General features: G+C 67.8%; 17 protein-coding genes and 3 tRNA genes. 14 read left to right on the plus strand and 6 right to left on the minus strand.

Features of this window, described 5'->3' with window-relative positions; translation table 11 throughout:
• Nucleotides 1-18: 18 nt before the first annotated feature.
• Nucleotides 19-1,179 carry an Ig-like domain-containing protein gene (locus AB0J95_RS06485; protein WP_364753123.1) on the minus strand — a complete coding sequence of 387 codons (1,161 nt, stop codon included), beginning with the start codon at nucleotides 1,177-1,179 and terminating at the stop codon, nucleotides 19-21.
• A 158-nt stretch (nucleotides 1,180-1,337) separates the two neighbouring features.
• On the minus strand, nucleotides 1,338-2,501 hold the full coding sequence (locus tag AB0J95_RS06490) for an Ig-like domain-containing protein (protein WP_364753530.1): 1,164 nt from the start codon (nucleotides 2,499-2,501) through the stop codon (nucleotides 1,338-1,340).
• A 434-nt stretch (nucleotides 2,502-2,935) separates the two neighbouring features.
• Here AB0J95_RS06490 and AB0J95_RS06495 point away from each other — a divergent pair, with 434 nt between their 5' ends.
• A complete protein-coding gene (locus AB0J95_RS06495) occupies nucleotides 2,936-3,139 on the plus strand; it encodes a cold-shock protein (protein WP_037265614.1) in 204 nt (67 codons plus the stop codon).
• A 96-nt stretch (nucleotides 3,140-3,235) separates the two neighbouring features.
• Here the strand turns inward: AB0J95_RS06495 and AB0J95_RS06500 are convergent, their stop codons facing one another.
• A complete protein-coding gene (locus AB0J95_RS06500) occupies nucleotides 3,236-3,556 on the minus strand; it encodes a hypothetical protein (protein ID WP_364753126.1) in 321 nt (106 codons plus the stop codon).
• A gap of 869 nt (nucleotides 3,557-4,425) precedes the next feature.
• Here AB0J95_RS06500 and AB0J95_RS06505 point away from each other — a divergent pair.
• From AB0J95_RS06505 to AB0J95_RS06545, 9 genes are all read left to right on the plus strand, one after another.
• Nucleotides 4,426-4,665 (plus strand): hypothetical protein, encoded by a 240-nt coding sequence (locus AB0J95_RS06505; RefSeq protein WP_364753128.1) that lies wholly within the window; start codon nucleotides 4,426-4,428, stop codon nucleotides 4,663-4,665.
• A 206-nt stretch (nucleotides 4,666-4,871) separates the two neighbouring features.
• Nucleotides 4,872-4,944: transfer RNA gene (locus AB0J95_RS06510), tRNA-Glu, on the plus strand.
• A 46-nt stretch (nucleotides 4,945-4,990) separates the two neighbouring features.
• A tRNA-Asp gene (locus AB0J95_RS06515) sits at nucleotides 4,991-5,064 on the plus strand.
• Nucleotides 5,065-5,114: 50 nt separating this feature from the next.
• Nucleotides 5,115-5,188: transfer RNA gene (locus AB0J95_RS06520), tRNA-Phe, on the plus strand.
• Between the two features lie 1,289 nt (nucleotides 5,189-6,477).
• Nucleotides 6,478-7,899 carry a sugar transferase gene (locus AB0J95_RS06525; RefSeq protein ID WP_364753131.1) on the plus strand — a complete coding sequence of 474 codons (1,422 nt, stop codon included), beginning with the start codon at nucleotides 6,478-6,480 and terminating at the stop codon, nucleotides 7,897-7,899.
• Complete coding sequence (locus AB0J95_RS06530; RefSeq protein ID WP_364753533.1) at nucleotides 7,896-9,110, plus strand: class I SAM-dependent methyltransferase; 1,215 nt, start codon at nucleotides 7,896-7,898, stop codon at nucleotides 9,108-9,110. Before AB0J95_RS06525 ends, AB0J95_RS06530 begins: the two co-directional genes overlap by 4 nt.
• Nucleotides 9,107-9,898 (plus strand): glucose-1-phosphate cytidylyltransferase, encoded by a 792-nt coding sequence (locus tag AB0J95_RS06535; RefSeq protein WP_364753134.1) that lies wholly within the window; start codon nucleotides 9,107-9,109, stop codon nucleotides 9,896-9,898. Before AB0J95_RS06530 ends, AB0J95_RS06535 begins: the two co-directional genes overlap by 4 nt.
• Nucleotides 9,879-10,526 carry a PIG-L deacetylase family protein gene (locus AB0J95_RS06540; protein WP_364753137.1) on the plus strand — a complete coding sequence of 216 codons (648 nt, stop codon included), beginning with the start codon at nucleotides 9,879-9,881 and terminating at the stop codon, nucleotides 10,524-10,526. The genes AB0J95_RS06535 and AB0J95_RS06540 overlap by 20 nt, the downstream gene beginning before the upstream one ends.
• 1 nt (nucleotide 10,527) lies before the next feature.
• Nucleotides 10,528-11,520: an SDR family oxidoreductase gene (locus AB0J95_RS06545; protein ID WP_364753139.1), complete on the plus strand. Its 993-nt coding sequence runs from the start codon at nucleotides 10,528-10,530 to the stop codon at nucleotides 11,518-11,520.
• Here the strand turns inward: AB0J95_RS06545 and AB0J95_RS06550 are convergent.
• Nucleotides 11,502-12,032, minus strand: coding sequence for a dTDP-4-dehydrorhamnose 3,5-epimerase family protein (locus AB0J95_RS06550; protein WP_364753141.1), 531 nt, complete (start codon nucleotides 12,030-12,032; stop codon nucleotides 11,502-11,504). The two genes, AB0J95_RS06545 and AB0J95_RS06550, sit on opposite strands and share 19 nt — an antisense overlap.
• A gap of 14 nt (nucleotides 12,033-12,046) precedes the next feature.
• Here AB0J95_RS06550 and AB0J95_RS06555 point away from each other — a divergent pair, with 14 nt between their 5' ends.
• The 4 genes from AB0J95_RS06555 to AB0J95_RS06570 all read left to right on the plus strand — a co-directional run bounded on the left by AB0J95_RS06555 (nucleotide 12,047) and on the right by AB0J95_RS06570 (nucleotide 17,169).
• Nucleotides 12,047-13,198, plus strand: a complete 1,152-nt coding sequence (locus AB0J95_RS06555; protein WP_364753144.1) for a class I SAM-dependent methyltransferase — start codon at nucleotides 12,047-12,049, stop codon at nucleotides 13,196-13,198.
• Nucleotides 13,199-13,730: 532 nt separating this feature from the next.
• Nucleotides 13,731-15,467, plus strand: a complete 1,737-nt coding sequence (locus AB0J95_RS06560; protein ID WP_364753147.1) for an O-antigen ligase family protein — start codon at nucleotides 13,731-13,733, stop codon at nucleotides 15,465-15,467.
• Complete coding sequence (locus AB0J95_RS06565; RefSeq protein WP_364753150.1) at nucleotides 15,464-16,156, plus strand: hypothetical protein; 693 nt, start codon at nucleotides 15,464-15,466, stop codon at nucleotides 16,154-16,156. The genes AB0J95_RS06560 and AB0J95_RS06565 overlap by 4 nt, the downstream gene beginning before the upstream one ends.
• Nucleotides 16,153-17,169, plus strand: a complete 1,017-nt coding sequence (locus AB0J95_RS06570; protein WP_364753152.1) for a glycosyltransferase family 4 protein — start codon at nucleotides 16,153-16,155, stop codon at nucleotides 17,167-17,169. Before AB0J95_RS06565 ends, AB0J95_RS06570 begins: the two co-directional genes overlap by 4 nt.
• On the opposite strand, the gene AB0J95_RS06575 is transcribed toward AB0J95_RS06570, so the two are convergent.
• Both AB0J95_RS06575 and AB0J95_RS06580 read right to left on the minus strand, forming a co-directional pair.
• Nucleotides 17,159-18,412: a glycosyl hydrolase gene (locus tag AB0J95_RS06575; protein ID WP_364753155.1), complete on the minus strand. Its 1,254-nt coding sequence runs from the start codon at nucleotides 18,410-18,412 to the stop codon at nucleotides 17,159-17,161. The genes AB0J95_RS06570 and AB0J95_RS06575 overlap by 11 nt on opposite strands.
• Before the next feature lie 65 nt (nucleotides 18,413-18,477).
• The gene (locus AB0J95_RS06580) at nucleotides 18,478-19,479 is read right to left on the minus strand and encodes a glycosyltransferase family 4 protein (RefSeq protein ID WP_364753158.1); all 1,002 of its coding nucleotides are present in this window, start codon (nucleotides 19,477-19,479) and stop codon (nucleotides 18,478-18,480) included.
• Nucleotides 19,480-19,493: the final 14 nt, after the last annotated feature.

Genomic DNA, 19,493 nt, shown 5'->3' on the forward strand with positions numbered 1-19,493 from the left:
CTTTCCGTTACATCGCGGCTATTTCAGCGCTGACCGGGACTGCCACTTGTCCCAGGGCACGATCCAGTCCGAGTAGTCGTACTGCTCGGACATCTGGACCTTGGAGCCGGTCACGATCACCGGGTCGCCGGTGAGCTGGCTCTCGAAGTACTTCTTGGCGTTCTCGGTGGTCAGGTTGGCGCAGCCGTGCGAGACGTTCACCTTGCCCTGCTGGGCCTTCGTGGCGTCGTAGGCGTGGATGAACTCGCCGTTGCCGTAGAACCGGACCGCCCACTTCACCGGGACGTTCTCGTAGCCGTACTTCTCGTTGGTCATCAGCTTGGTCTCGAAGGCCTCCATCACCACGTGCGTGCCGCCCGTGGTGACCCGGCCGGGGTCGGACTCCAGGCCGTAGCTGGCCGGGAAGTCGTACATGACCTTGTCGTCGCGCTTGACGATCAGCCGGTGCGCCTGGGTGTCGGCGATGACGGTCTGCTCGCGGCCGATGGTGAAGCTCGAAGTGACGTCCGCCTTGCCGTAGACGCCGTTGCCCAGCGAGGTGCCGAACAGGTTCGCGGTGACCTTCACCTGGGTGTTGGGCTTCCAGAACTCCTTGGGGCGCCAGTGAACGCGTCGGTCGTCCAGCCACGCCCATGAACCCTCGGTGGGCACGGAGGTCTCCACCTTGAGCGACTTCTCCACCGAGGCCCGGTCGGTGACCTTGGTGTCGAACTTCAGCTCGATCGGCATCGCGATGCCGTAGGTCTTGTTGTCGCCCACGTTGAGCTTGCCGGTCTCGGTGCGCTTCGGCTTGACCGTGCTGAACGAGCCGGTGATCTCGGTGTGCTGACCGTTGCCGCCGGTCGCCGAACCCGACCAGGTGTAGGACTTGTTGTACTCCAGGGCCTGGCCGGCGGTCCACGTCTTGTGGTCGGCGGACAGGGCACCCTGGACGGTCTTGCCGTCCTTGGTGGACAGCGTCACCGAGTCGATGGTGCCGTCGGCGACGGTCGCGGTGACCGGCCCGCCGGGGCTTGCGTCGGTGGTTCCGTTGGCAGGCTGGACATTCGGTGTCGCCGGGGCCTGCGTCACGGCCTCCTTGTTCACCGGAGTCGTGACGGCCTGCTGGCCCGTGCAGGCGGTCAACGCGGCCGCCGTCAGTACGATGCCGATGATTCCCTTGCGCCCCAGTCGCTTCACCACAGTCCCCGCTTTCGTTTCGACATCCGTACAGACGTGGCGGGGAGGTGGGACGTTCGTCGGATACCGTTGTGACGAGGGTCGCAATTGTCTTGTCCGCCCAAAAAGCAACCCCTCGCGAGCGGGGCACTCGCGAGGGGTCGTCGGGTGCGACGGGGTTACTTCAGCGCGGACTTGGCCTGCCACTGGTCCCACGACAGGGTCCAGTCGTAGTAGTCACCGTCCTTCGCGGACAGCTGGATGCTGGAACCGGTGATCTCCACCGGGTCGCCCATCAGCACGCTGTCGTAGTACAGCTTCGCGTTGGCCGGCGAGAGGTTCGCGCAGCCGTGAGAGACGTTCCGCTTGCCCTGGTTGGGCACCGACGCCTGCAGGCCGTGCACGAACTCACCGTTGTTGGAGATCCGGACCGCCCACGGCACCTCGACGTTCTCGTAGCCGTACGCGCGGTTGGTCATCTTGTAGGTGGCGTGCTTGGACATGACCACGTGCACGCCGCTGTGGCTGACCCGGCCGGGGTCGCTGTCCAGGCCGAAGCTGGCCGGGAAGTCCCAGACCTGCTGGCCGTCCCGGGTGACCACCAGGCGGTGCGTCTGGGTGTTGCCGACCACGCGCTGGTCGCGGCCGATGGTGAACTTCGACGTGATGTCCGCCTTGCCGAAGACGCCGTTGCCGAACGAAGTGCCGTATAGCGCGGCGGTGACGGTGACGGTGGTGTTCGGCTTGAAGTACTCCTTGGGGCGCCAGTGCACGGTCTGGTCGTCCAGCCAGGCCCATGAACCCTCGGTGGGCACGGAGGTCTCCACCTTGAGCGACTTCTCCACCGAGGCCTTGTCGGCGACCTTGTTGTCGAACGAGAGCACGATCGGCATCGCGATGCCGTAGGTCTGGTTGTCGCCGACGTTGAGGTGGCCGCCCTCGGTCCGGCGGGGCTTGGCGGTGGTGAAGCTGCCGTTGATCGGCACCTGCTGGCCGCCGGTGCCGGCCGCGGTGCCCGACCAGGTGTAGGTCTTGCCGTAGCCGAGCGCCTCACTGGCCGTCCAAGTGCGTTTGTCCGCACTTAGCGCGCCCTGGACCGCTTTGCCTTCGGCGTTGGTCAGCTGGACCGAGCCGATGGTGCCGTCGGTGACCGTCACGGTGATCGGGCCCTTGGGCGCCACGTCGGCCGCGCCGTTGGCGGGCGTCGCGGTGACCGTCGCCGGCTTCGGCGTCGCGGCCGCGTTCTCGATGTTCACCGTCGACTGACCCGGTGGCACGGCACCGATCGGGGTGCTGTTGTCGCTGCTGCACGCGGCCAGGCCTAACGCCGCCGCCAGCGTCATCACCGCTGCCAGCTTCGAACCCCGTCGTGCCGTCTTGTCTGCTGCCCCACGCTTCACACCCGTATCGACGCGGCGAAGAGGGCGCGCGTTGGTGTGTTGTCACTGTGACTCACATCACAGTTTGGGAGAATGTTCGATGAACGATCGCAAGCCGAAAGATTGTGGCAGGCAGCGCACTGATCGATACCGTACGTAACGCGGGAGGATCACACGAACGGCCCAGCGATGGGCAGTTCGAGGCAGTAGTGCGGGCCGTATGCAGGCGATAGAGTCCCTGGTGCAGGCCGTAAGTTTCTGTGTTCGTGCTCCATCACGCTCGCGGAACAAAACGCGGGCGTGCTGTCTTCTCGCTGCAGTTGGCGAAGAGCGACGCCCGGGACGGCCCGGGGTTGCACGGTGTAATCCCAAGCTGATCCGGCGACGGAGGCAGATGTATGGCTCAGGGCACTGTCAAGTGGTTCAACTCGGAAAAGGGGTTCGGCTTCATCGCGGTCGACAGCGGTGAGGCGGACGTCTTCGTGCACTACTCGGAGATCCAGGGCAAGGGATTCCGGACGCTCGAGGAGAACCAGCGCGTCGAGTTCGAGGTCGGCCAGGGCACCAAGGGCCCGCAGGCCACGAACGTTCGGCCTATCTGAGACCTGACGGCAAAGGACCCCCGGCAGCGGCGCCGGGGGTCCTTTGTTTGTTTTGTCGGGGGATTTGTTGTTCTCGGGATCGCTATTCGCGGCCACTCAGCGCTGAGGGAAGCGCAGCTGCTGGGCTTCCCAGGAAAGGCGCTCCATGACCCATTCCTGGGCCAGGGCCTGCGGCGAGGTCTGCCGGTGCGCGGCGAGCTCACGCAGTTGCTCGTTCGCGATCAGCGCCAGGCGCAGCTGGTACACCTCGGAGTTGCCGAAGCGGCGGCCGGAGGCCGTGGTCTCGACATCGGCCTCGGGGGCGAGGGCGGCCAGGTAGCTCTCCAGCTCCGTGTCGGGCGGCAGCTCCTCGGGCTGCTGTCTGACGTTGGAGCTCTTGCTGTTACCGCGGATGCGTCCCAGTGATGGCAAAGGCACCGGAACAAGATAACGGTTCGGTCGCGAGAACCTAGCCACTGTGACCCGCGACACACCGAGGGGAAAGCAACCTCGCAGGTGGGCGACGCGTCTGGGTTTCGGTTGGACAGCTGTTCACGGGCCGTGCGCGGGTGTGAACGTTCCTCTGGGAACAACACGCCGAGTGTGCTAGGCCACCCCGCTGGCAGCGGATGGTGATCACCCGATAAGCTGACTTCGTTAACCAACAGCGAACGAAGAGTTCCGCATACCCGGCACGAATCGCGTGGGGGTATGGGGGGCTCGGCCCCCAAAGTTATTTCGCGCCGGAGGGCCGGGAAGGCGACGAAGGAGTCGAACAAGGTCCGTCCGGCGACGCGAAGAGGCCCCCGCGCCAGGGGGAGGAACGCGGGGGCCGGAGGGGATCTCCACAGGCGCTGACCGGGGGTGTGTCAGCTCCTAGATTGTTGCACGCTCATCCTTCCGATGGCGATAGTTCGCGCCCCAAAAATTCCTGCGAACTGTTCACTTGATGTTTGCCCGAGTCGTGAACCGGTCCAGCTGCACGTGCACGCAGTTGTTGCACGGCCCTATCGACGGACATTTGCATGCTTCCGGCAAAAGTGTGGAACGCGTTCTAGTCGTCGATTCAGAACTGCATACCCCTAGGGGGTAGGGGTGTTCCGCACGGCTGTGTACACAATACCGTCCACCATGCTCACCCGAATGGCCCTACCCAGACGTCGGGACGGCACGTAGTACCCACGTGAAAGACGGCCAAACACCCTGTTTCAACTACCCACGGTTGTAGGCCATTCACTCTGCGGGGGGCTGTGGACAGGCCTTTTCCTCCCATAACCTCACGGCCACAGCCGAGCCGGGGAGGCGTCATGAGCGGGTCCCTCGAAGTGCGGAACTTCTTGATGCAGCAGGACACCATGTCGGGTGCCGGCTACGCCGGCGTGCCGGCCCAACGCACCGGCGATTCCTCGCGGGTGACCGACGACCAGATCCAGAAGGCGCGCCTGGCGGTTGCGCGCGGTGCCCTCAACGCCGAGGACTGCCGTCTACTACTCGACATGCTCGGCCTCGTGCCAGGCGACGACGGCATCCCGCCGGTCAGCCGCTGACCTCCGGGTTCTTCGCGGTTCGGACGGATGTGACGAGGGCCACGTAAAGGTCTGTGGGCGTGCGGGAGCGTCCGCAGACCCCCAAAAGAGGCCCGTCAGCGATGGTTTGCGCAGGTCAACCGGTTTTGGATAACCCGTTTTGGAGAGCCCCGGGGTCGTGCCCTATGCTTCTCGTGCTCCCAGCGGAAAGCCAAAGGGACTTAGGCGCTCCCATCGTCTAGCGGCCTAGGACTCCGCCCTTTCAAGGCGGCAGCGCGGGTTCGAATCCCGTTGGGAGCACGCGGTAAGGTTAGACAGCAAGACAAGCAGTACTGCACAACAGCAAGGCCCAGTGGCGCAGTTGGTTAGCGCGTCGCCCTGTCACGGCGAAGGTCGCGGGTTCGAGTCCCGTCTGGGTCGCAACACCATCACCACCCCGTGAGTCCACTCCCCACCCGGACCCACAACCCGGCCAGGTAGCTCAGTTGGTACGAGCGTCCGCCTGAAAAGCGGAAGGTCGGCGGTTCGACCCCGCCCCTGGCCACTCGACTCTGGACGACCCTGCTCAGTGCTTCGCACTTTCGCCGGGTCGTCTCGCATTATGTTGGGGGGCCGAGCCCCCCATACCCCCCCACGTGCCGCCTTCGGCGGCCTCGCCTTCCAGCGGGGTGTGCTCGCGCTTCGCGCTTTGCGGATATGCGTTGGGACTGGGTGGGTTGGAGGTTGGGCTCACGTCTGAGCGTCGGATCTTGTTGTGGGGCTTGCGTTTTGGGTGCGGGCTCGACTTCGGGGCGGGGGCTGCATCCTGTGGAGCCAACCACCTTCGCCGAACCCCGGGCTCGCCCGCGACGCCCTGGCGCGGCGCTTGGTGGGTACGTGTGCGGCGCCTTGGTGAACCGCCCCAACCACCAACTCGGCGCCGCCCCAACCCAAGACGCGCCGCCCCAGCCACTCAAGGCGCCGCAGGGATGCGCGCACGGCCCCACTTGAAGAGGCACCACGCCTAACCGGATGGGCGCCGCCGGGGGCCCGCTACCACCGGCGCCAAACCATCCTGAGCACCCACCAAAGGTGCCGTCCCCAAGACCCGCCCCAAACCCCACCCAACCCGGCCAACCGCGCCCAACCAACCGACCCAACCACCGCGCCCAACCGCGGCCAACCACCGCGTCCAACCACCCGGCCCAAACCGCGCCCACCCACCGCGCCGACTTCAACCACCGCCACGCCACCTCGACCCGGCCCATCCACCTCACCCCATTTGCGTTCGTAATTCGGCGCGCCTTTCAGGCGCGGGCGAGTGAGGGCTTGTGGGCTGGACCGGTTGGCGCACTTCTTTGTGGCGGCAGGGGATTTTCGTTTGGTGGGTGGCGTCTATTCGACAGATGCATTTCGGGTTGCGCTCAGGGCGTGTTTTGTTTGGTCACTCAGTTGGGTGGTTTTTGGGGTGGCTAACCCTTGTGAGGGGTGTTTGTGAGCTGGGCGTATCTGGGAGGTTGGTGTCGTCGTTCCCCCTGATGGGCTCAGGTGTGTACGTCTGGGTGACTGGTTGGCCATGGCGGGTTGGGCCGTCCGAGTGAGGTGATCTAGAGGTGGTTACTGTGCGTCGCTTTTTACCGCTAGCCCGGTTTACCGGGGTGTGGGTGTGAATCGTAAAGTTTCGGACGCGGTAACGGTGTTCGAAGACGGAACGACTGAGATGACGAGCAGGCGATCATCTCTGTGTTCCCCCAGAACGTCCAGGGCAGCCTGGCTTTTGTGTACGACGTTCACAACAGGAGAGACTGGATGAGAGAACGGGCCGGGTCTGTGCGCCGACGTGGTCGTTTTCAGATGGTCTCCCCGCGCAGCGCGCCCGAATCCCGCCGTCCTATGCTGGCCGGTTGGGAAACCAAGTACCAGTTCGCCGTCATCGTCTGCGACCTCGCCGTCATTCTCGGCGTCACCATCGTCGTCGCGGTGCTGATCGGCGCGTGGACCCCGCTGCACGCGGTCGCCTTCGCCGGGCTGACGCAGTGCGCGATCCTCGCTGGGCTGGGCGGCTCACGCGCGTGGAGCCCAGTGATGCTCGGCCACGGTGCCGAGGAGTTCCGCCGCCTCTACCGCGGCCTGTTCACCGCCATGGTGATCCTCGCCATCAGCGGGTTCGCCTTCAGCCTGGACGGCCTGCGCCCCTGGGTGTTCGTCGCGCTGCCGGCGATCGCGGTGATCGACTTCCCGGTGCGCTACATCCTGCGCCGGCTGCTGCACAAACGCCGCCAGGTCGGCCGCTGCCTCCTCCCGGTCCTCGCGGCCGGCGGCACGGGCACGGTCACCGACCTGATCGACCGCACCCGGAAAGCCCCGCACCAAGGCTGGCGCGTCGAAGCGGTCTGCACGGCGGATGGCGGCGGCGAGGTCGAAGGCGTCCCGGTGGTCGGCCAGATCGAAGAGGTCGCCGAACACGTCCGCCGTGGTGGCTACCGGATCGTGGCAGTCACAGCAGACAGCTACTGGACACCCCGCCGGCTCCAGCAACTCGCCTGGGAACTCGAAGACAGCTCCGCCGAACTCGTCGTGGCCCCGGTGCTGATGGAGATCGCGGGCCCCCGCCTGCATGTCACCGGTGTGCTCGGCATGCCGTTGCTCATGCTGTCAGCGCCGGTGTTCACCGGCGCACGCCGTGTGGTCAAAGAGATCGTCGACCGCGTAGGCGGCGCCGTACTGCTAGCACTGCTGTCACCGTTCCTGCTCGCCCTCGCGCTGGCGATCAAGCTCAACGACCGTGGCCCGGTCTTCTACCGCCAGCGCCGGATCGGCAAGGACGGCAAGGCCTTCACCATGATCAAGTTCCGGTCGATGGTGAGCGACGCCGAGGCCCAGCGGATCGGTCTGCTCGCGATGAACGAAGGCGCCGGGCCGCTGTTCAAGGTCCGCAAGGACCCGAGGGTCACCCGGATCGGCGCGATCCTCCGGCGCTACTCACTCGACGAGCTGCCCCAGCTGTTCAACGTCGTCGGCGGGTCGATGTCGCTCGTCGGCCCGAGACCGCCGCTGCCCGAGGAGACCGAACGCTACGGCCCGGACGCCCGGCGAAGGCTGCTGGTCAAGCCGGGGTTGACGGGGTTGTGGCAGGTCAGCGGGCGCAGTGACCTACCGTGGGAGGAGTCCGTCCGGCTCGACCTGCGTTACGTCGAGGACTGGTCGCTCGCGCTGGACGCGGTGATCCTGTGGAAGACGGTCCGTGCCGTTGTGAAGGGCCAAGGAGCCTACTGATGATCTGCCGACTCTGCGGCTCCGCCGAGCTGGAGAGCGTCGTCGACCTGGGGGCGACCCCGCCGTGTGAACGGTTCCTGACCGCCGAACAGCTCGACGAGCCGGAACCGACGTACCCGCTGCACCTGCGGATCTGCCGGGCCTGCCTGCTCGCCCAGATCCCGCCGCTGATCACCCCCGAGGAGACGTTCACCGAGTACGCGTACTTCTCCTCGTTCTCCACCTCCTGGGTCGAGCACGCGCGCCGGTTCGTGGACGGCGCGATCGACCGCGTCGGGCCGCAGTTCGTCGTCGAGGTCGCCAGCAACGACGGGTACCTGCTGCAGCATGTCGTCGAGCGCGGGATCCGCTGCCTCGGCGTCGAGCCGTCGGTGAACGTGGGACAGGCCGCACGCGACAAGGGCGTGCCGACGCTGACGGCGTTTCTGGACAAGTCCACCGGCGCCCAGGTCCGCGAGGAGAACGGGCCCGCGGACCTGGTGGTCGCGAACAACGTCTACGCGCACATCCCGGACGTCCAGGGCTTCACGGCCGGGCTGCGGGAGTTGGTCGCCGATGACGGCTGGGTCTCGATCGAGGTGCAGCACCTGCTGAGCCTGGTGCGGGACAACCAGTACGACACGATCTACCACGAGCACTTCCAGTACTACACGGTCGAGTCCGCTCGCCGGGCGCTCGCCGCGGGCGGCCTGTACCTGGCCGATGTGGATCTGCTGCCGACGCACGGCGGTTCGATCCGGCTGTGGGCGCGCCCGCTGGAGGTCGAGCCGAGCGAGAACGTCACCCGGGTCCTGGCCGGGGAACGCGCGGCAGGGTTGCACGACATGTCCGGCTACCAAGGGTTCGCGCGCCGCGTCGACCGCGTCCGGCAGGACCTGCTGCGGTTCCTGCTGGACGCGAAGGCCGAGGGCAAGCGGGTCGTCGGCTACGGGGCGCCCGGCAAGGGCAACACCCTGCTGAACCACTGCGGGATCCGGCCGGACATCCTCGAGTACACAGTGGACCGCAACCCGTACAAGCACGGCCGGTTCACGCCGGGCACGCGCATCCCGGTCCACGCTCCCGAGCGGATCGCCGAGGACAAACCCGACTACGTGCTCGTCCTGCCCTGGAACCTGCGGGCCGAGCTGACCGAGCAACTGTCCTATGTGGGCGACTGGGGTGGCCGGCTGGTGTTCCCCATCCCCGTGCTTGAGGAGGTCCGGCCGTGAAGGTCGTGCTGTTCTGCGGCGGCTACGGAATGCGCATGCGCAACGGCATGGCCGACGACGTGCCCAAGCCCATGCAGATGGTCGGTCCGCGGCCGCTGCTGTGGCACGTCATGCGCTACTACGCGCACTTCGGGCACACCGAGTTCATCCTGTGCCTCGGCTACGGCGCGCACCACATCAAGGAGTTCTTCCTGCACTACCAGGAGACCGCGTCCAACGACTTCGTGCTGCGCAACGGCCGGGTGGAGCTGCTGAGCACGGACATCAGCGACTGGACGGTGTCCTTCGTGCACACCGGCCAGGACTCGCCGATCGGCGAGCGGCTGCGCCGGGTCCGGCACCTGGTCGAGGGCGAGGAGATGTTCCTCGCGAACTACGCGGACGTGCTGACCGACGCACCACTGGACGAAATGGTCACGCGGCTGGCGGACAGCGACGCGGGCGCTTCGATGATGGTCGTGCCGCCGCAGTCGTCGTTCCACTGCGTCGAGATGGGCGCGGACGGCATGGTGAGCGGTATCACGCCGGTGAGCAACCTGCCGCTGTGGGAGAACGGCGGCTACTTCGTGCTGCGCCAGGACGTGTTCGACCACCTCCCCGAGGGCGGCGACCTGGTCCAGGACGCGTGCGGGGCGCTGGCCAAGGACGGGCGGCTGCTGGCCTACCCGTACCGTGGTTTCTGGCAGCCCGCCGACACGGTCAAGGAGCGGGCCGCCCTGGACGCCGCGTACGCACAGGGCTCGCGGCCGTGGATGTTGTGGGAGAACGATGCGGGCGCTCCGGCCTGATGGCCTGACCGCTGTCGCGCTGCTCGGCGCGCACTGCGACGACCTCGCGATCGGCGCGGGCGGCACGTTGCTGACCCTCTGCCAGGCGCGACCCGGGCTGCAGGTGGACGCTCTCGTGCTCAGCGGCGGCGGGACCGACCGGGAGGCCGAGGAACACGCTGCCCTGCAGGCGTTCTGCCCCGGTGCGTCGCTCAAGGTGACCGTGCTGGACCTGCCGGACGGCCGGTTCCCGGCGAACTGGGAACGGGTCAAGGCGGCCGTCGAGGACCTGCGGTCCCGCACCGACCCCGATCTTGTTCTCGCGCCCTGGGTGCACGACGCGCACCAGGACCACCGGACACTGGCCGAAGTGGTGCCGACCGCGTTCCGTGACCACTGGACGCTGCGGTACGAGATCATCAAATGGGAGGGGGACCTCGGTACCCCGACCGTGTACCAGCCCTTGCCCGACGGCGTGGCTGAGGCCAAGGTGGAGATGCTGCTGCGGTACTACTCCTCGCAGCGCGGCCGGGACTGGTTCGACGCCGAGACCTTCCTGGGGCTGGCAAGGGTTCGCGGTGTGCAGTGCCGGGCGCGGTACGCCGAGGCGTTCCATGTGGACAAGACGATCATTGGCTTGGAGGCGTGACGTGCGCGTATTGCTGACCGGACACCAGGGTTACCTGGGAACGGTGATGGCGCCACGGCTGGTCGCGGCGGGCCATGAGGTGGTCGGCCTGGACACCGGCTGGTTCGCGCCCTGCGTGCTCGGCCCCGAGCCGAGTGATCCCCATGGTTACCAAGTGGATCTCCGCGAGGTGACGCCGGACCATCTGTCCTATATGGACGCCGTGGTGCACCTGGCGGCGCTGTCCAACGACCCGCTCGGCTCGCTCGAGCCGGACATCACGTACTCGATCAACCACCGTGCGTCGGTCCGGCTGGCCCGGTTGGCCGCTGAGGCCGGGGTGCAGCGGTTCCTTTACGCCTCAACGTGTTCGGTGTACGGCGCCGCGGGTGACGGGCTGGTGAACGAGGACGCGCCGCTGCGGCCGGTGACCCCGTACGCGGAGAGCAAGGTCCGGGTCGAGGACGACCTGGTGAAGCTGGCCTCCAAGGACTTCTCGCCGGTGTTCCTGCGCAATGCCACGGCTTTCGGGTTCTCGCCGCGGCTGCGGGCCGACATCGTGCTGAACAACCTGGTCGGGCACGCGGTGCTGACCGGTGAGGTCCGGGTGCTCTCGGACGGCACGCCGTGGCGGCCGCTGGTGCACGCCCAGGACATCGCGGACGCGTTCGTGGCCGCCTTGGACGCGCCCCGGGATGCCGTGCACTGCAAGGCTTTCAACGTCGGCATCGAGGAGAACAACCTCACCGTCGCGCAGATCGCCGAGCACGTGGTCGAGGCGGTCGCCGGATCCAAGCTGGTCATCACCGGTGAGGCGGGCGCGGACCCGCGTTCCTACCGGGTCGACTTCGCCCGCATCCGCGAGGCGCTGCCCGCGTTCCAGCCACAGTGGACGGTCAAGGCCGGCGCGGTCGAACTGCACGACGCTTACCGGCAGTACGGCCTGACCCAGGCGGACTTCGAGCAGAAGTTCACCCGGCTGGCCTGGTTGCGGGCTCAGGGCGGGCTGGCGTGAAACCGGCCGGCGGCCTTGTCCCGTTCGCTGATCAGGGCGACCGGGAGGGGCCAGGCGATGCCGAGATCCGGGTCGTCGTACCGGACCGCGACGTCCTCGCTGGGGTCGTGCGGCCGGTCGATGCGGTAGCAGACATCCGCGATCTCGGTGAGCGCCTGGAACCCGTGCAGCATGCCCGCCGGGATGTACAGGTGCGCAAAGGTTTCGTCGTCCAGCTGGAACACCTCGTGCCGCCCGTAGGTCGGCGAATCGGGGCGGGCGTCAACGACCACATCGGACACGGCGCCGTGCGCGCACCGCACCAACTTGGCCTCACCCTGGCCTTTCCGGCCGTGCAGACCGCGCAGCACGCCTCGGTAGCTGCGGGACTGCGAGTCCTGGCGGAACTCGCCGATTCCGTACTCCCGTGCGATGTCCGCGTCGAACGTCCGGGTGAACAACCCCCGGTCGTCCCGGTGCGGGGTGGGCACGAACAGCAGGACGCCCTCGATCGTGGTGGTGCGCACATCCATACGTCCATCATGGCGTGCCCGTGCTGACCCCGATCTGCCGGTCCTGCCGGGCGCGCCGCGGTGACGTCGTGCTGGACCTTGGCAAGCAACCGGCCAGCGACTTCTTCCCGGAACTGCAGGACCCAGGGCCGGATCCGGTTTATCCGCTGCGGATGTGGCTGTGCGCGGAGTGCGGGTTGGCGCAGCTGGCCGAGGATCCGACCGTCCCCGAGGAGCCTCGGGGTGTGGAGCCCGCGGCTTTGGTTGCGCAGGCTCGGGACGCCATCGGGCGGGTGATGCGGTCGGGTCTGGTTCCGCCGGGTGCCCGTGTTCTCGAGTACGGCAGTCCCCATGGCGGGTCTTGGTTGCCGATGCTCGCCGAGCACGGTCTGTCTCCCGTGGACGGTGACCAGGCCGATGTGGTGGTGGACTGCTTTGGCATGATGCACGCGGCCGACCAGCATGCGGCCGTCGCCGAGCGTGCATCGAGGCTCTCACAGGACGGGGTTCTGCTGCTGCAGTACCACTCACTGGCGACGATCATCCGGAATGGACAGTGGAACGCGCTGCGGCATGGGCATTTCGCGTACTACTCCACGGTTGCGGTCACCCGGATGCTGGCCGCCGCCGGGTTGACCCCGCGGACCGCCTGGCGGTTTGACCTCTATGGCGGGACCGTTCTGCTTGCCGCGGGTCGGAGTGGGCAGGTTGATACCGAGGTGCGGGCGCTGCTTGCCGAGGAGGGCGGCAGCGGGGTCGGGGATCCGCGGATCGTGCGTTCGTTGCAGGAAACCGCGGAGAGCAGCATCAACGCTTTGCGCGGGTGGCTGCAGCGGCAGCGGGGCACCGGGCGGCGGGTCTACGGGTATGGGGCGGCATCGCGGGCGGTTGCTTTGCTTGCCGCAGCAGGGATTGATGACACCATGCTGTCGGGGGTCGCGGATGCTTCGCAGGTGAAGTGGGGGCGGCGGATGCCTGGGACGGTCATTCCGGTGATCTCTCCGGCGGAGTTGGTTCGGGCGCAGCCGGATGCGGTGTTGTTGTTCGTGCCGGACTTGCTGGATGAGGTTCGGGCGGCGCTGCCTGCTTTGAACGGGCGGTGGGTCATCGCGGAGCCCGTGCCGACCGAGGATCCCGCTACTCGGCGGATGGTTCCTCCGGCGCGGTTGTCCGGGGACAACAAATGAGCGCGGTCGTGGCAGGGGTGGCGTCCTGGGGCGGGACGCTTGGGGAGCCTGGGCTTGGGGCTGCGGAGCTCAGGGTGGCTGTGCGGGCTGATGTGGGCGCGCTTCGCGGTGCTGCGCCTGGGATGACAGGGCATGGGCAGCGCCTTGCGGCTGCTTTGGGGGTGCGCTTAGGGCGTCGTCTGGGTGGGGGGTGGCGGGGGTGAAGGGGTTTGTTTTGCGGTTCCCGGTTGTTGTGGTGGTGATCTTTGCTGTTTTGGGGGGTGGGATCGGGTTTTTTGTTGGTGGGGCTGGTGGGCCGAAATATGAGAGCAGTGCGATCATTGTGTTCACGGCGGCGCAGATTGATGATCGGCCCGCCACCGCTTCCGAGGCCCGGCATATCACTGAGCGGGTGCCTAGTTGGGCTCAGATCGCCAGTAGTGGGGCTGTGGCTCGGCAGTATGGGTTAGGGCCGGGTGAAGCCATTGATGCTCATGAGATCGCTGGGTCTCAGTCGCTTCTGATCACACTTTCCAGTCCTCGGGCCGCGCGGATGGCCGAGCGGGCCACCGAGGCGGCGAAGGTGGTCATCGAGGCTGTTCAGACCGCTGAGACGCCGCTTGGGGCCGGGACCAGCCGGGTGTCCGGGATGATCTCCGAGGCTGGGCGGGACCCGGTCAACGCGTCCCGGGAATGGGGCATGCTCGGGCTCGGACTGGGGTTGGCGCTCGGGACTATTGCTGGGTGGCTTGGGTGTGTTCTCGTACGGCCGCGGAAATGGGTCGAGCAGATCGCCGGTGGGGCGGAGCGGGCGGTGTCGGCGGCGATTTTCGCGGATGAGGTCGACCGGGAGCTGAGAGGGATCTTCCGGGGCCTGAAGACAAAGCGTGGGCTGGTTGTGGTGGCCACGTTCTTTGTGGGGATCGCGGGTTATGCGGGTACTGGGTCGCCGTATCCGGTTTTACTGGCCACACTCATCGCAGGGGCCGCGTCGATCAAGGACCCGCGGTGGATCGCGGTGGCGGTCCTCGTGCTTGGCGCCACCGTCCTGGAACCGAAGCTCGACCTGGTGAAGATCGGGCCGGTCACGCCGACGGTCCTGGAAGTCGCGGTCGTGATCGGGCTCGCGGTGGTGTGGAAGCGCGACGGCAAATCCGTGCTCACCTGGCCGATCATCCTTGCCACGGCTGCGGTTCTGTTCGGGTGCGCGCGCGGCTTACTGCTGGGCGGGGACTTCTCCGAGGTGGCGGACACCGCGCGGGCGCTGCTGCTGGTGCCGTTCGGGTTCATCATCATCCACCGCGCGTTCGCGGGGCGGTTGCCGCAGCTCGTCGCGGGTGTGGCGATCGGCGGGGCGGCGGCGAGCCTGCTCGAGCTCGTGGCCACGGTGGCCCACTGGGAGCTGCTGCTGGTCGACGAGCGGAACTCGGTCATCACCGGCACCGACACCAGCGAGGTCGCCCGGCTGGGCGCGCCGGTGCTCAACCTGTGGGGCCCCCTGCTGATCCTGTTCGTGTCCGGCGCGTTCCCGTTCCGGCCGCGCTGGCGGCTGCTCCTGCTCGCCCTGCCCGGCCTGCTGCACGAGGCGCTCAGCTTCAACCGCTCCACCTGGGCGCCGCTGCTGGGGTTCGCGGTGATCGTCGCGGTCGCCCGGTTCGGCATGCGCGGAGTGGTGAAACGCCTGATCGCGGCGGTTGTGCTCGGGGCGCTGGCGCTTGGCGCGGCGAGCGGAGGGGTGTTCGGGTCGACCGGTGTGGCCCTCGCCGACCGGGTGACCAGCGTGCTCACCGGGAACGCGCTGGCCGAGGACAGCCTCGCCGACCGGCAGCGCGAGAACATCGCGGCCATGGCCGCCCTGCGTGACCAGCCGTTCTTCGGCACCGGGGTGGGCATCTCGTACGGCGGCCAGATCATCTCGTACGACGCGCTGCACGACCGCACGGTCGTCGAGGTCCGGCCGTGGATCCACAACCAGTACATCCGGATGTGGCTGTGGTTCGGGGTCGCCGGGCTGATCGCGATCGGGCTGCTGATGGTCCGGGTGATCGCGGTGGTCTGGCACAGCTGGCGCAGACGAGCGCCGGCGACCGTTCTGATCGTCGCTCTGGGACTGGGGCTGGCCTGCCTGGCGCTGCAGTCGATCCTGCAGACCACGTTGATCGACCGCCCGACCCTGCTTGTGGTCGCGCTGCTTCTGGCTATGTTGGGACTCGCGACCGGCTGGCGGTCGCCCGAGTTCGCGCAGGTCGCGCGAACGCCGTTACGGACAGGCAGGATAATGACACGGTGAGGTTGCTTCGGAACGTCAAGTGGTGGCACTGGCTGATCGCGGCCGGCGTCGTGGTCGGCCTGGTCGCCGGCGGCTACCTGAGCAACAAGTTCGCCAACGCCGTGTACACGTCCACCTCGCAGGTCCTGATGACCGGCCAGGGCGACCCGGCCCAGCCGGACACGGCGTACTCGAGCAACCAATACGTCAACCAGCGGATGACCACGTACGCCCAGATCGCGTCCAGCGCGCAGGTCACCGCGCCCGCCGCGCAGACCCTGGGCACCGACACGGCCACGCTGACCGACCGGATCACCGCGACCGTCGCCGGGGACACGACCGTCCTCGCGCTCGCGGTGACCGGGCCGACCCCGGAGGCGGCCCGGCGCAACGCGGTCGCGGTCACCCAGTCGTTCGTCAACGCGGTCACCAAGCTGGAGACCAACCCCGGCGGCACCACCCGGGTCGCGGTGAACGTGATCACCGACCCCAGCCGGCCCCCGGCGAAGTCCGTCCCGCCCGGCTGGTTGCTGCTGGTCGGCGGCGCCATCGGCGGCGGGGTGCTCGGCGTGGTCGCGATGTTCGTGCTCGGCTGGCTCTACCCGCAGCGGTTCGTGCTGAAGCTCAAGCGGCGGTCCAACGTCGGCAACGACACCACCCGGATGCGCCCGGTCGCGCCGCCGCCCCCACACGAGTCGCAAGCCTCATGAGGGTGCTGATGGTCGGGTCCGCGCCCGAGGAACGCGGCGGCATGGGCACGGTCACGACACTCCTGCTGCGGCACGGCGCCAAGGTCGCGTCGATGCGGATGGTGGTCACCCACCGCGAAGGCCCGGCCGCGATGCGCCTCAAACTCTGGCTTTCCGGCACTCTGCGGGTGATTTCCGCTTTGCCGCGGACGGATGTCGTGCACGCGCACGTGTCCGAGCGAGGCAGCGTGATCCGCAAGAGCGTGATCGTCCTGCTGGCCAAGCTCTTCCGGGTTCCGGTCGTGCTGCACTGCCACGGCGCGGAGTTCGTCGACTGGTACCGCGGCCTGCCCGGACCGGCCCGGCGGGCGATCGCGTGGGCGTTCCGGCAGGCGGATGTGCTCGCGGTGCTGGGGTCTTCGTGGCGGACGACCTACCTGCAGCTGCTCGGCGTCCGGCCCGAGCGGGTGGTCGCGTTCGGCAACCCGATCGAACTGCCGTCGCCCACGGACAAGCCCGACGGCGTCAAAGTCGTGTTCCTGGGCCGTTTCGGGGCTCGTAAGGGCTCTGCGGACGTGCTCAACGCCGTTGCCGGCCTGCCGGTATCGCTGGTGATGGCTGGGGACGGTGAGGTCGCCGAGACCCGCGCTCTGGCGGCTCGGCTCGGCGTCGACGCCGACATCCGCGACTGGCTGACTCCGGCCGAGCGCGACGAACTCCTGGCGTCAGCACACGTTTTCGTGCTGCCCAGCCGCGATGAGGGCCTGCCCATGGCGTTGCTGGAGTCGATGGGGCACGGGCTGGTGCCGGTGGTGAGCCCGGTCGGCTCGATCGGCGAGGTCGTCAAGGACGGCGAGAACGGCCTGCTGGTCCAGCCCGGTGACGTCGCCGGAATCGCCGCCGCCGTGAAGTCGTTGCTGGACGACGCCCTCCGTGAACGCCTCGCCAAGGCCGCACGGTCCACAGTGGAACCGTTCGGCATCGAGCCCTACATGGACCAGATGGTCCGGACCTGGCGGTCGGTCAGCGGGTGATCTGCGGCCGGATGACCGGGTTGCGGGTCGATGGTGGCGAAGCCGGTCCGGGATACGTGGGCGTGGGTTTCGGCGGGGAACTGGACGAGGGCGGGTTCTTCGGGCGCCAGTCCACTGTGTCCCGTGTGATCACCCACGGGTCGTGCATCAGCTCCTCGGTGTGCTTGTCCTTCACCAGCTCCATCACCTTGTTCTGCCAGCCGTGCCAGCAGTTGAAGTACGTCATCATCGGGTAGGTCGAGCGGATCCGGTTGATGATCGTGCGCGCGTCCCAGCTGCCGTCCAGCTTCGTGCCCGGGCCGCATTCGCCGAACCCGATCGGCTTCTCCGCGGTGAGGATGTCCTTGTAGTCGCTGTTGGGCGACTCGCCCTCGCGTTCGCCGAGCATCAGCATGTCGTCGTCGTACCGGGACGGGCAGATCATGTCGACGTACTCCGCGCCCGGGTAGTAGTCCATCGCCGGGCCGTTCCAGGACGCGCCGGGCGAGTAGACGAACAGGACATTGTGGAGCTTGCGGGTCTGCGTGATGTAGTAGAAGACATCCCGGTACAGGTCGCGGGCGTTCGTCTTGTGGGTGCCCAGATCCTGGCCCCACCAGAACCACGCCCCGTTGCTCTCGTGCAAGGGCCGCAGCAGCACCACGGCCCCGGCCTGGCCCAGTTCCTCGACCAGATCGCCCATCCGTTCCAGCTGGCTGCGCCAGAGGGTGCGTTGCGCGCTGGAGTCCGCGGTGGCCAGCAGGACACGCAGATCGGGCTTGGGCGCCTTCATGTCAGGCACCCAAGCCGAGTTCGCGCCGCCCGCCGGGTTCCAGGGGTTGGTGGGGTGAATGTCCATTGTGATCAGGCCGCCGCTGCGCCAGTGGTCGATCAGCACCCGGGCATCGGCTCGCGTCCAGGCGTCGCGGACCATCACGCCGACCATCGCCGGGTACTTCTTGGTCCGGGTGGCCAGCTTCTCGATGAACTCGTCGAAGCTCGCCGCGGTGATGTCGTCGATCTGCTGGCCGCTCACCACCCGGCGCGAGCTGCGGGTGGGCAGCTCCTTGAACCACTTCAGCAGCGCCTGCGCGTCCGGCGAGGCCTCCGGGTCCGCGGTGATCGGCTTGGGGACCTGCTCGGCCGCGTCGTCCGGCCGGAACCACTCCTGCTGGCCGATCGCCACGCCACCGGCCACCCCGAGCGCGATCGCGCCGGCCGCCGCGGCGATGAACCGGCGCCGTCCGATCTGCTCCTCAGCCATGGCGACCATGGAAGCATGTCAATCCGCCGAATGCAGTAACCTAAGGGCGGTTTTCGGGTGGATTTTCATGAATCGTCGCGAGCGGCCTGCGCCAGGACGTCCGCGAGCCGGTCCACGGCCTGCGCAGCGCTGAACTTCCGCTCGAAGTGCTTGCGGCTCGCGTCCCCGCGTCGCTGCGCGACATCCGGGTCGGCCAGCTCGCCGAAGACGGCCGCCAGGCCCTCGACGTCGTCCACCCCGATCCCGGGCTCGTCCGGCGGCTGGAACTCCGCCAGGCCACCGGAATCCGAGACGATCGGGGTCACGCCGAGCTGCATCGACAGCAGCTGCACGCCGCTCTGCGTGGCAAGCCGGTAGTGCACCAGGGAAGCCTTGGCGCGCGCCAGCAACGGCAGGACGTCGGCATAGGAGTACCGCTCCCGGCGCCATTCGCAGCGCGGCGGAAGGTCCTGTTCGGACACGTCGAGCGGGCCGTCGCCGAGCAGCAGCAGCCGGTCACCCTTGTGCTGACCGGACAACAGGTGCTGCTCCCAGGCCCGCAACGCGACCGGGACGTTCTTGTACGGCGCCATCCGGCCGTACAGCACGAAGTCGTGCCGCTCGATCGGCGGCTCCGGCAGATCGGTCTCGGGCACATCGCTGGTCAACGGCACCACGCTGGCGGGGTACGGCAGGCGCTTGGCGACGTGGTCGCTGAACGCCACGACCCGCGTGGCGCGCTCGGAGAACCGGGCGAACAGGCGGCGCTGCCAGCCCGGCCGCACCTCGGTCTCGTCGTGCGGCTGGTCGTCGTGGATCAGGTGCACCGACGGCGCCAGGCGGGTGAACAACGTCCAGCGCGGATCCCAGACCAGCTCGACCACGACCACGTGCGGCCGCCACCGCCGGGCCTCCCGGACGGTCCGCAGCAGCGGGCCGACCGTGCGCATGTCCTTGGGGCGCGGGTCGAGGACGCGCTCGTACGGCCTCGGCGCGGTCTTCTCGTAGTGCTGGTCGGACGTGATCAGCAGGCACTCGTGCCCGGCGTCCTGCAACGCCTCGACATGCACCCGCGACAGGGTGCGCATCCATGGCGACAGCC

This window comes from Actinocrispum sp. NPDC049592, assembly GCF_040675465.1.
Lineage (GTDB): Bacteria > Actinomycetota > Actinomycetes > Mycobacteriales > Pseudonocardiaceae > Kibdelosporangium.